General features: G+C 41.8%; 10 protein-coding genes and 2 riboswitches. Of the genes, 6 read left to right on the forward strand and 4 right to left on the reverse strand.

The genetic code is table 11. From position 1 onward, the window contains the following. Positions 1-9: 9 nt before the first annotated feature. The 4 genes from A6B40_RS01375 to A6B40_RS01390 all read right to left on the reverse strand — a co-directional run bounded on the left by A6B40_RS01375 (position 10) and on the right by A6B40_RS01390 (position 7,543). The gene (locus A6B40_RS01375) at positions 10-1,686 is read right to left on the reverse strand and encodes a site-specific DNA-methyltransferase (protein WP_218064530.1); all 1,677 of its coding nucleotides are present in this window, start codon (positions 1,684-1,686) and stop codon (positions 10-12) included. Between the two features lie 138 nt (positions 1,687-1,824). Further along, a complete protein-coding gene (gene torA / locus A6B40_RS01380; protein WP_176671332.1) occupies positions 1,825-4,311 on the reverse strand; it encodes a trimethylamine-N-oxide reductase TorA in 2,487 nt (828 codons plus the stop codon). Between the two features lie 18 nt (positions 4,312-4,329). After that, positions 4,330-4,516, reverse strand: a riboswitch (molybdenum cofactor riboswitch). 4 nt (positions 4,517-4,520) lie between these two features. Beyond that, positions 4,521-5,636, reverse strand: a complete 1,116-nt coding sequence (locus A6B40_RS01385) for a NapC/NirT family cytochrome c (RefSeq protein WP_176671333.1) — start codon at positions 5,634-5,636, stop codon at positions 4,521-4,523. A gap of 167 nt (positions 5,637-5,803) precedes the next feature. Then, positions 5,804-7,543, reverse strand: a complete 1,740-nt coding sequence (locus tag A6B40_RS01390) for a LuxR C-terminal-related transcriptional regulator (protein WP_176671334.1) — start codon at positions 7,541-7,543, stop codon at positions 5,804-5,806. A 163-nt stretch (positions 7,544-7,706) separates the two neighbouring features. Then, a riboswitch (molybdenum cofactor riboswitch) is annotated at positions 7,707-7,861 on the forward strand. On the opposite strand from A6B40_RS01390, the gene moaA reads away from it, so the two are divergent. The 6 genes from moaA (at position 7,850) to A6B40_RS01420 (ending at position 12,486) form a co-directional block, all read left to right on the forward strand. Continuing rightward, positions 7,850-8,875, forward strand: coding sequence for a GTP 3',8-cyclase MoaA (gene moaA, locus A6B40_RS01395; RefSeq protein ID WP_176671335.1), 1,026 nt, complete (start codon positions 7,850-7,852; stop codon positions 8,873-8,875). Its footprint overlaps the riboswitch before it by 12 nt. A gap of 89 nt (positions 8,876-8,964) precedes the next feature. After that, positions 8,965-9,441 (forward strand): cyclic pyranopterin monophosphate synthase MoaC, encoded by a 477-nt coding sequence (gene moaC, locus A6B40_RS01400; protein WP_025247708.1) that lies wholly within the window; start codon positions 8,965-8,967, stop codon positions 9,439-9,441. Next, complete coding sequence (moaD, locus tag A6B40_RS01405; protein WP_176671336.1) at positions 9,434-9,679, forward strand: molybdopterin synthase sulfur carrier subunit; 246 nt, start codon at positions 9,434-9,436, stop codon at positions 9,677-9,679. The genes moaC and moaD overlap by 8 nt, the downstream gene beginning before the upstream one ends. Then, on the forward strand, positions 9,680-10,135 hold the full coding sequence (gene moaE / locus A6B40_RS01410; protein WP_025217316.1) for a molybdopterin synthase catalytic subunit MoaE: 456 nt from the start codon (positions 9,680-9,682) through the stop codon (positions 10,133-10,135). An 18-nt stretch (positions 10,136-10,153) separates the two neighbouring features. Beyond that, the gene (gene ybeY, locus A6B40_RS01415; protein ID WP_176671337.1) at positions 10,154-10,642 is read left to right on the forward strand and encodes an rRNA maturation RNase YbeY; all 489 of its coding nucleotides are present in this window, start codon (positions 10,154-10,156) and stop codon (positions 10,640-10,642) included. Positions 10,643-10,704: 62 nt separating this feature from the next. Then, positions 10,705-12,486, forward strand: coding sequence for a tRNA(Met) cytidine acetyltransferase TmcA domain-containing protein (locus A6B40_RS01420; RefSeq protein ID WP_176672300.1), 1,782 nt, complete (start codon positions 10,705-10,707; stop codon positions 12,484-12,486).

Here is a 12,486-nt window from a genome sequence, read left to right on the forward strand (position 1 = left end):
CTCCCACTATTAACGAGCCGTTACATCATACGGAATTTGTTTAAATGTAATTTTCTTTTCAGCTAACTGTGCCTCTCCTAAACGACACGCTTCACCATATACCACAATATCCATTCCCTGTTGCATAAATTCAGCAAAGTATGGCAACTCTGCCATTAATTTCCGTGTCAGCACATTACCGCTCTGCGGACGTTTATCGCCTAAAATTCCGTTATATAACAAATAGTAGGCTTTACCGTTGAAAGTACCGACAAGCGGTGATTTTTCGGTATTTTTTTGCAAAGGGAAATGATTTTCCAAGTACCAAATATGAGCAGCTAAATCTTCAAAACGAATGTTCGGATTAAGTGAACCGAATGCATCAAATACTTCCTCGCCTAATTCACAAAAGCGAAACGATCCGCCACCTTGCCAACCTACCGCTTTTGAAATACCACCTTGTTCTCCCTCAATCACTTTTTTCAAACGAGGTACTACGTGGGTTTTAGCGTGTTCGCCAATCTCAATACCGATATAACGACGGTTCATTTTATGAGCAACCGCTGCGGTTGTACCTGAGCCAAGAAAACTATCGAGGACGAGATCGTTTTCGTTAGTGGCTAGATATAGGATTCTTTGTAAGAGTGCTTCAGGTTTTGGGGTAGAAAACGGATCTTCAAGGTTAAATTTCTTCACTTCTTGTCTAGCATTACGATTTTCACCTACTTCTTCATATAACCAAACGGATTTTGGAACAATTTTTGATTCCTCTACTTCACATAAAAACCGTTTGATACAAGGTTTATTACTACCACTTTTACCAAATGTAATTCTATGATCAGCTAATAATTCTAAAAATTTTTCTTCCGAATAAACCCAAGCTCTGCCTGCAGCAGGTTTAACTTTCTTACCCGATGGTGTTGTAATCTCATATAAAGAATTTTCACTAACCGTTTTAACAGTCATATCTCCTGCAAACCACGTTCCACGACCATAAATATTTCCATCGCTATCTATTCCGTCAAATTCATCTGATTTATTATAAATAGAATTCTGCTCCTCAGTTCTTTCCAGTTTGATTGGTCTCCATCTTTCTTTATTCTTAGCGAAGCATAAAATATGGTCGTGATTATCAGATATCCATCTTGCATCATTTGATGGAGAAGATTTCTTCTGCCACACCACATTCGCTACAAAATTTTTTCGTCCAAAAATTTCATCAAGCATAATTTTTAAATAGTGGCTTTCGTTATCATCAAGGGTGATCCAAATTGAGCCATCTTCGGCAAGTAACTCTCGCAGAATTTCAAGGCGTGGATACATCATTGAAAGCCAAACGGAATGCTCTAAATTATCATCGTAGTGGGTAAAGGCAGATTTTGTATTATAGGGAGGATCAATAAAAATACATTTGACTTGCCCGGCATAAAAGGGCAAAAGGGCTTTCAAAGCCGATAAATTATCGCCTTGAATAATTAAATTTTGCTTGACATTAGATAAGGTTTCAGCAGAAGCTGAGCTGTCGGCTGTCGGCTGTCGGCTGTCGGCTGTCGGCTGTCGGCTGTCGGCTGTCGGCTGTCGGCTGTCGGCTGTCGGCTGTCGGGCAATATTATGCGAAAAATCCGGCAACTCACGCAATAGACAATATGGGGTTTGTTTGGCTTTTTTTACGGCTTCTTCTTTGCCGTACCAAGTAAGGGTTGTCATAAAATACACCTGAAAAAATAAAAGTGCATTATTGTAACAAGCGGTCAAAAAAATAGAAAGATTTGCAAAAAATTGAAGAAATATCACCGCTTGTAAGCAAAAAAGCACAGAGTTTAAACTCTGTGCTTTTTTTCGCTATTAAGCCTCTGTATATTTAGGCTCTTTAAAGACTGTTACTTCCGGTGCTTCGCCGGTGAATTTCTCAACTTGCACTATTGCAGTATTTGGAGAGTTACCCTGTGCCAGTTTTGATGTGCCTTCATCACGAGTTAGCACGTTAGGGCAACCAAACTTACATAATGGTTTTTCGCTTTGACCTGCATCTGTCGGGTCATACCAAGCCCCTTCGTGAATAGCAACTGTTCCTTTGATAATACCGTCGGTTACGACTGCCCCGGCAAGAACCTGACCGCGAGCGTTAAATACACGCACAATATCGCCATCAGCAATGCCTCGAGCTGCTGCATCATCTTTGTGAATTAAAACAGGCTCACGATCATTTACCGTATATTTACTACGCAGAGAGGTATGAGCCAGCTGACTGTGTAAACGGTAGTATGGGTGTGGTGTAACTAACGCCAACGGTGCTTCAGCGGTTACATTACCTGCATACTCTTCCGGTTCCATCCAAGTTGGGTGTCCTTTACAGTCATCATAGTTCATTTTTGCAACAACATCAGAGAAGATCTCAATTTTACCTGACGGTGTACCGAGTGGATTGAGTAATGGATCGTTGCGGAATTCTTCATAACGTACCCATTTTTTCGCTTTATCACTTACTTTAAAGGTAACAGGTTTATTTTCTGTCCAGAATTTATCGAAATTCGGCATAATAACTCTGTTTTTGCGGGCTGCATCAAAGGCAGATTGGTAGAAACCTTTGAGCCAATCCATTTCCGATTTACCTTCGGTAAATTTATCTTCTACACCGGCACGTTTAGAAAGCTCTGCAAAAATATCGTAATCACTTTTCGCTTCAAATTGTGGTTCAACCACCTGTTTCATTGGGAAAATATTCATCATTGAATAGTCGCCCGACATTGTTAAGTCATTACGTTCGTAACTTGTTGTTGCCGGTAATAAGATATCTGCCATACGAGCGGTTGGTGTCCAATAACATTCATTTACGACAATCAAATCCGGTTTTTGCCACGCTTTTACCATCGTATTCGTATCTTGATGATGAACTAATGGATTACCACCTGCCCAGTAAATGACTTTGATATCCGGATAAGTAATTTCTGTTCCGTTATATTGAATGGTTTTACCCGGGTTCAGTAACGCATCAGAAATACGAGCTAATGGGAAAGAGGCTTTTGAAGTATCATCTAACCACGTTTTTTCGCCCACATCGCCGCCTGCATTAGCTGAAATTGCCCCAACAATACCACCGGTTGCTGTTGGCACACCGCCATTTGCATAGTGGTAACTTAAACCGAAACCGCCTCCCGGTAATCCGATTTGCCCTAACATTGAAGCAAGAGTAACTAACATCCAGTGAGTTTGTTCACCGTGTCTTTGGCGTTGCATACCCCAACCACCCATTAACATCGTGCGTTTTGATGAGAAATCAGTGGCTAATTGTTTAATTTTTTCTGCGGATACACCACAAATTTTGGCAGCCCATTCGGCATCTTTCGGTTGGTTATCGTTTTTACCTAGTAAATACTCTTCGAATTTATCATAGCCGGCAGTGTATTTTTTCAAAAACGCTTTATCGTGTTTATCTTCACTTACTAAAGTATGTGCAATACCTAACATTAATGCAACGTCAGTACCTGTATTCACCGGTATCCATTCTGCATTTAGATATTGAGCCGATTCATTACGTTCAGGGGTAATACAGATAATGCGTTTACCTGTTTCTTTGAATTTTTTGAAATATTCAATACCTTGTTGATCGGTTGATGTCCACGCATTGCGTAGTGTTGTTAATGGGTTTGCTGACCAAAGCACGATAATATCGCTACTTTCAAGTAAAACCTCCCAGCTGGTTTGTTGCTCATATACCTCAATAGTACCAAGCACGTGTGGCATAATAACTTGAGCTGCACCGGTCGAATAATCTCCTTTTACTCCAACAAAACCACCGGTTAAGTTCATATAGCGATGTAATAATGTACGAGCTGCGTGTAATGAACCAGAGCTATACCAACCATAAGAACCTGCAAAAATACTGGTTGCACCGTGTGTATCGCGGGCTGATTTTATTCCTCCGTGAACTAATTCAAAGGCTTTCTCCCAAGAAACTCGTACCCATTCATCACGTCCACGTAAGGTTGTATCTTTATTACCTTCTAAGTAGCCTTTACGCACCATCGGATATTTCACACGAGCTTCGCCGTGAACTTGATCTGCCACAACGTGCTGCAGTTCATTTGGCACAGAAATATCAATAGCCGAATCAGATTTAACCACTTTTCCATTCTCAACCACAACGGCTAATGGTCCCCAGTGAGCGGCAGTTAGAACCGCATTCATTTCAGCAGCTTTTGCACTGGTTGATGCTAATGCACCCACTACCCCTGTGCTACTGGTTGAAAAACCTGCACCGGCAGCTAAGCTAAGTGATGATTTTTTTAGAAAACCACGACGACTTACGTCAATATTGTCTTGCTTTTTCATAATAAACCTCATTTGAAGTTAAGTTAAAAATAGACACCTTTCTGAAGTCGAGTGGATAAACCATTTCTCGCTTATCCATTGGTAAAGTTGCTCGGTTTTTTTGCAAAATTTTCGCAAAAAACGACCGCTTGTTCAGCTTCTTTACGGCTTGCTACCATATCTCACCTAGAGACTTAGGTTCACAAGCTCGGTATCCTCTAAGTTAAAAATTAATGTGAACTGCCTGCAATATCTTTGGCGTTACGTTGTAAATAAATTGTTACTGCACGTACATCATCCGCAGACATTGAAGTACGATCTTTCATTGAATTCACTACACCGATCCACTGGTTAGCGGTATAGTGATCAGCTCCTATTGCTGCGTGACAACCACTACAATGCGTTTGGTTTAAGTTATTGCCAAATTGATTTAAGGCAGCAATATTTGCAGTTACTGCGTTTTTTGGAACAGTAACTTCAAAATTCACTTCTTTCCAATTAGAGTTAGTTACATTATCGAAAACCGTTTTTACGACATTAACTTTACTTTGTGCTTCATCAGGTAATAATGCAACCATAATGCGTTTGCCTAAATCCATATACACAACAGACTCTGCCCCTTCTTGTTGCCAACCATTAATAGTTGCTTTTACCTGTTCGCCATCTTCTTTCCATTGATGCAATTCAGCATAAGGCAATAAGCGAATCTCGCCACTTTGTGTTAGCTGAACGGCTGTCATTGCAAGAGAATAAAGCTTTTTATCATTTGCGGTAAACTCTGCACCGTGTTTTGCTAATTCACCTGCAGCAGCTGCATTGTCCACTTGAATGTCTGGCATAAAATGAGCTATACCTTTATGGCAATCAATACAGGTTTGATTTGTTTCTTGAGCAAGTTTATGCATTTTCTGTGCGGCTTCTTTTTGCTCTGAAAGCACCATTGCATCAAAACTATGGCAAGAACGGCAAGTCGCGGAATCTGTTTCTTTCATATCCTCCCACACACGTTGAGCCATCTCTAAACGGTGAGCCTCATAGGCTTCTTGGTCAGGCAATTTGTTGGTAACAAAGGTATGCCAAACATCTTTTAAAGCAACCACTTTTGCTTTGAAATAGTGCAAGCCATCTTGCGGTACGTGGCAATCTGAACACTCCGCACGAATCCCTTTTCGGTTGGAGAAATGCACACTTCCCTCCCATTCTGCTTGCGGGTGAGTCATTGAATGGCAGCTGACACAAAAATCAGTTGAATTCGTGGTTTTCATCGCATATTGTGAACCACCTAAAACGGCAGCGCCGAGCCCCATAATGCCAATAAAAGCGGCTATTTTTTTCATCTTAGACATATAACTACCCCACTAAAAAACGCTAAAAATTAAAGACGAAGGCATTCTATTAACTCACTAGAGTTATAAACAATAAGTAAAAATACGTATTAACTCAAAAGAGTTAATAAAGTTTGATTTAAGGCAAAAAATAGCAAATAAAAAAGGGAGAAAACTCTCCCTCAATATTATTTATAAGAAAACCACGTAGGTAATACAAATTGCGAATCCGCAAATAACTCTGGTGCAATTACCGCACTTCTGCCTTGCTGGATTTGGTAAATAAGCTGTGGCAAGCTAATAGATAAGTCTTTTGTTTCTGGATAAGTTAAACCGATTTGGCTATCGGTATTAAAATAATAAGTACCGTTTACACCATAATGCGGTTGCTGACGAATAATATTTGAAACCGCCTTAAAATGGCGAGGGGAAACACTTTGTTTCCAAGCATTCGCTAAAATATTTACTTGATCATAAGCAATACTGGCTTGTGAATAGGTTGGTTTTCGCTCGAATAACTGCTCATAACACTGGCAAAATTGGCGTCCTAAAAAGTTATCGCTTAAGCCGCTATTGGTACTCCACAATACTCCTTCGCAAGGTTGTTCGTGTGGCAAAAATGCAGAAGGCGCATAAATACTGTAAATAATTGCATTAGTCGGATTTTCAATAAAGGCTTGATGAAAATGAACAATATCTTCCGCAAAATAAGAAGCAAGTACGATAATAGAGGGCGACACATTATGAATTTGCGTCATCAAATGTTGATAAGCCGTCGGCTCTTGTTCCAGCTCTACATATTCAATATTCCAACCTTGTTTATGCAAATTGTGCGATAAATTATCGATACCAATATCCACTTTTTGCCATTTTACACTTACAATCATCACCGTTTTATTTTGCATAAAATCTGCATAATAATAACGGTAATATTGCAGAAAATTTAAAATACCCAAGCTATAAGTAACATCACTTGCACACACTTGGAACATATTTTCAATTCGCTTATTTGGCAAATTTTGTGCAAGTTTATTTGAACCGCTATGAGTGGCAATATGTAAATAAGGGATGCTTTCGGTTGCAATGAGTTCGTGAACTTCGGGCAAATAACAAGCATAGGCGGTAGAAATCGCATCAACTTCTTGATCCAACAACGCATTATAAGCATTTAATATGCTGGGTTTATCCTCTACACAAAAACCGGCTGTGGCAATTTGCACTTCTCGCCCATTAATACCGCCTTGCCGATTTATATTTTCTACCGCAAGTTGCGTACCATTGAGCAACTCTCTAGTATCAATTTGACCTATCCCCTGTTCTACATAAGGCACACCAAGAATAATAGGGCGATAGTTATAACGATTAATCGAAAAAGTTGCAAGTTCATCCATTACAAGCGGTCGTTTTTCGTTTGCAATTTGCAAGGCGAGTTGTTCGATTTTAAAGGTAGCAAGAATAGATTTTTCTAGCTTGCCTGGTGTTGGTAAGCAGATTAAGTGTTCTGTAATGGCAAAAACAGCCAGCAAAGTTCGACTTTCTGTTTTCGTTTTAGAGAAAATATTTTCAATATGTTTATCAACAGTACGCTTACTAATATTCAGTTCATTGGCAATTTCTTCATTGCTAAGCCCACTGCTGACTAACGTTAATAACTCAATTTCTCGCTTGCTCAGTTCAAATGGTAATTTGCTCTGCTCTGCATGTATTAATGTGAACTCTTGATGGCGTTTTAACAGAACCTTCAGCCAATACTGGTTAGACAAACAATAGAAAAAAGACGATGATGTCTGATCTGAATAGAGAAAGGCTTGAGCATAGAGGCAGAGTTGTTTTAACTGAGTTAAATACTCTGCCCCTGTTTTATTTTCCCATTCTAAAACCTCGCCTTGCTTATTAATTAAGCAAGACCATTGACTATTTTCAATCATTCTTTTCCCTAAATATAAAGATTATCAGAATTAAAATAACAAAATTACCTATTCAAAAAAATGATATAAATCAAACCAACCTAATTTAGTTATGGCCTCCGTTTTAAATATACTATTATCTACCTCTTGCTTAATCCGCTTTCTCCCCCTAAAATAAAACTAATTTTTTACAAGACTCCGAGCATTATTTCCTAACTCTAAAAATTAAAGACAAATTTTTGATATGGAATTTATGCCAGTAACAGCAAAGCTGTTCAAAGGATAACTTAGAAATGGGTTGTCCTCTCGTGTTTAGAAAGGTGTCAAATGCAATCTATTATCCCAGTGAAAAACGTGGGTAATGATGTCGTTTCCGGGTTGGTTGATCGTTTTCAACGTCAATACACCTATTTACGGCTCTCCATTACCGATGTTTGTAATTTCCGTTGTAATTACTGCTTACCGGACGGCTACAAACCGCCTGCCCACAAGCAGACATTTCTCAAAGTGGACGAAATCCAACGCATCGCCAACGCCTTTGCTAATCTTGGCACGGAAAAAATCCGCATTACCGGCGGCGAGCCGACTTTGCGTAAAGATTTCGTTGAAATTGCCCACACGCTTTCCCAAACCGCAGGCATTCGCAAGGTGGCTCTCACAACCAACGGCTATCGTATGGAGCGTGATGTCGAACTCTGGCAACAAGCCGGCATTACCGACATTAATGTTAGCGTGGATAGCCTCGATACTCGTCAATTCCAACTAATTACCGGCGAAAACAAGCTGCAATCCATTTTAAACGGCATTGATAAAGCCTTTGAAATCGGTTACAAAAAAGTGAAAGTGAATGCGGTTCTGATGAAGCAATACACCGCCCACGAGCTGGACAAATTTTTAGCGTGGATTAAAGACAAGCCAATCCAAATGCGTTTTATCGAGCTAATGGAAACCGGCGAAATGGACGATTTTTTCAAGGCTCAGCATCTTTCAGGGCAATCCATAATGGAGCGTTTAATGCGTGAGGGCTGGCAGCTCCAACAAAAAGCGATGTCAGACGGCCCAGCAAAAGTGCTTTCTCATCCTGATTACCAAGGCGAAATCGGCTTGATTATGCCCTATGAAAAAAACTTCTGCCAAAGCTGCAACCGCCTACGTGTTTCCGCCCTCGGCAAACTGCACTTATGCCTATTCGGCGAAGAAGGGATTGATATTCGGGATCTGCTGCAATCAGATGAACAGCAGCTACAACTTGAAGCAAGATTAAAAGCGGCATTACAAGGCAAGAGAGAACACCACTATTTGCATATTGGGGATAGTGGGGTGAGGAATAATCTTTCTTCGATTGGTGGGTAAAATTACCCTACTTTCTTTGCTTCGCCAAAGAAAGTAACAGAAAAACCTACGATATTAATTTTTTACCTAAATTTAAAGAGACAAAATAAATGACCAACTTCACCCACATCAACCAACACGGCGAAGCCAATATGGTTGATGTTTCAATGAAACAAGAAACCGTCCGCATTGCTCGGGCTGAGGCGTTTGTGCGTATGAATGCCGAAACGCTGCAAATGATCGTAAACGGCAATCACCACAAAGGCGATGTGTTCGCCACCGCTCGCATCGCTGGGATTCAAGCGGCGAAAAGAACGTGGGAGCTTATTCCGCTTTGCCACCCTCTGTTGCTTTCTAAGGTGGAGGTTCAGCTTGAAGCCTTGCCGGAAACCAATCAGGTTCGTATCGAAAGCCTTTGCAAACTCACCGGCAAAACCGGGGTGGAAATGGAAGCCCTTACGGCGGCAAGCGTGGCTGCACTGACGATTTACGATATGTGCAAAGCAGTGCAGAAAGATATGATTATTGAAAATGTCCGCCTGTTACACAAAAGCGGCGGTAAATCGGGAGATTTCAACGTTGATTAAGGTCTTATTTTTCGCCCAAGTGCGTGAACTTGTGGCAACGGATATGTTAGAAGTTGAGCCAACCTTTGCGACCGCCGAAGAGCTGCGTGAGCATTTGAGCCAGCAAGGGAAAAAATGGCAGTTAGCCTTAGAAAAAGGCAAGCTGTTGATGGCAATTAACCAAACTATTTGCCCGCTCGATACCGAAATTAAAGACGGTGATGAAGTGGCGTTTTTCCCACCGGTAACAGGGGGCTAAATGCGTTCCACGTTGATTGAAGTGCAAGAAGCGGAGTTTGACCAAAACCAAATCTACCGCTGGTTAAGCGAATACCATAGCGTTGGGGCAACGACCCTTTTTATCGGTAAAGTACGTGAGATAAATTTGGGTGATAACGTTTCTGGCTTGTTCCTCGAACACTACCCTGCAATGACGAAAAAAGCCCTGCAAGCTATTGTGGATGAAGCACGCCAACGTTGGGATTTGCAACGTGTTGCCGTTGTTCATCGAATTGGCCAGCTTAATACAGGTGATGAAATCGTGCTGGTTGGGGTCAGCTCCGCCCACCGTGGTGATGCCTACCACGCCAACGAATTTATTATGGATTACCTCAAAACCCGAGCCCCTTTTTGGAAACGAGAACAGACCCAAGAGGGCGAACGCTGGATTGAAGGGCGTGATAGCGACCAACAAGCGGCTGAAAAATGGAAATAATGTGCAAAAGGTAACCCAATGGAAAATTTATACATCGACTTACAAATCGCCTGCAAAAATAGCGAAAACTTACCGAGCGAAGCACAATTCTACACTTGGGTGCACAAAGCCCTTGCGATGCAAGCAAAAACCGAAGATTTCCCCGAAACGGAAATCACCATTCGCATTGTAGATGAAGCGGAAAGCCACGAGCTGAATTTAACCTACCGTGGCAAAGACAAACCAACCAACGTGCTTTCTTTCCCGTTTGAAGTGCCTGAAGGCATTGAAATACCGCTATTGGGCGATTTGGTGATCTGCCGTCAGGTGATGGAAAAAGAAGCCAAAGAGCAACAAATCAGTGAAGAAAGCCACTGGGCTCATTTAAGCGTCCACGGCACGCTACACCTGCTCGGCTACGACCACATCGAAGAAGCAGAAGCGGTGGAAATGGAAAGCCTTGAAACGGAAATTATGATTGCGTTGGGGTATAAAGATCCATATTTAAGCGAGAAATTGCCTGAATAATGCGAAAATTAGCTATCATTAATTGTAGGGGCGTATTGCATACGCCTTCATTTTTAGCAGAAATGGGCATACGCAGTACGCTCCTACAACCCTCTATTCTCATTCCTCCGACCTTTGAGCCTATCCCTTTTTCTAATGCCAAATCTCTACTCGGCAATGAATACCCTTTCGCCATTTACGATATGCGTGCGGAAAATGGTGTGAATTTCAACCTTGATGCCTTTGCGATTGTTGCCGGTACGATTCAAGAAAACGGTACGCTCTATCTGCTTTGCTCTGATTGGGAAAATGTGGAACATCTAACCGATTTTGACAGCCTGCGTTGGAATGATGGCAAAGCGGTTGCAACGCCGAATTTTTATCGATATTTCAAAGCATTGGTTGGAAAATATGGTTTTGAAATCTGCCTCGAATGTAGGGGCGTATGTCATACGCCCAAAATGGAAATGGGCGTGCGACGCACGCCCCTACAATTTAATGCGGAACAGCAATTTATTTTTGAAAACCTCCCATCTGATCCCGCATCTATCCACCTTATCACAGCCCCCCGTGGGCGTGGGAAATCAACCCTTGAAGGCAAATTAGCAGAAACCATTTCTCAAGCAAATCCTGTTGTGATTACTGCTCGTTCCCACTCTGCTCTGCCTAATTTTTGGAAGCAAGTGGAGGGTGAGAATGTCCGTTTTTTTGCTCCAGATCGGTTGATACAAGCGGTGGAAAACGGCGAAAAATTTGCAAAAACCTGGCTGTTTATTGATGAAGCAGCGAGCTTGCCGTTGCCAATGTTGCAGCAATGTTGTGAGCATTTTGACAAAGTTGTTTTAACCACCACCACGCAAAATTACGAGGGCACGGGGCGAGGGTTTGGGCTGAAATTGCCGAAAATGTTGAATAAACCGTTCAAGCATTGGACGTTGTCCGAACCGTTACGCTGGGGGGAGAATGATCCGTTGGAAAATTTCGTGAATGAATTGCTGTTATTGCAACCGAAAATGGGTGTATGCAATACGCCCCTACAGGTGCAATTTTATCATCTACTTGCCTCTGCCCATTACAAAACCACGCCGACCGATTTACGCCGTTTGTTTGATGGCGAGCAGCAAATTACCCTGCACGATATCGAAAACGAGCAACTTATCGCTGGCATTTGGGCGGTGAATGAGGGTGGTTTAGATGAGGCTCTTACCCAAACGATTTGGCGTGGTGAACGCCGTCCACAGGGCAATTTGGTGGCTCAATATCTCTGCTTTCAGGGTAATTTGCCACAGGCTTGTGAGCTTCATTCCGTGCGGATTTCTCGCATTGCGGTGGCAGCTGAAAAGCAACGTCAAGGCATTGGTAAGCGGTTGATTTCTCGTTTTATTTTGCAAATTTCTACCCAAAATCCACTGCTTGATTTTATTTCCGTCAGCTTTGGGATCACTGCTCCGCTCTATCAATTTTGGGCAGATTGCGGCTTTGAACTGGTGCAAATCACCCCCAACAAAGAAGCCAGCAGCGGCTATCGCAGTGCGATGATGATTTACCCAATTTCCGCACAAGGCAAAGCGTTCTGCGAACAAGCGAAACACGCCTTTGCCCGAGATTTTGCCTTGCAGCCGTTTTTTGCCGAAATCAGCGAAGATTTGCCAAATTTCCGCCAATTTCAACCGCTTGCAGAGAGCAAATTAAACGAAAAAGATTGGCAAAACTTAACCGCTTTTGCTGAAGGGAAACGTGCATTATCGGCAGTTTATGTCAGTTTGAAACGATTGAATTTGCCGGAAATTACGCTACAAGCTAACGCCGACAAAGCCGAAATTGCAAAATACCGGCAAATTGTGCGAGAGCATATAAAGCCATAA

It is taken from the genome of Mannheimia varigena, assembly GCF_013377235.1.
GTDB lineage: Bacteria > Pseudomonadota > Gammaproteobacteria > Enterobacterales > Pasteurellaceae > Mannheimia > Mannheimia varigena.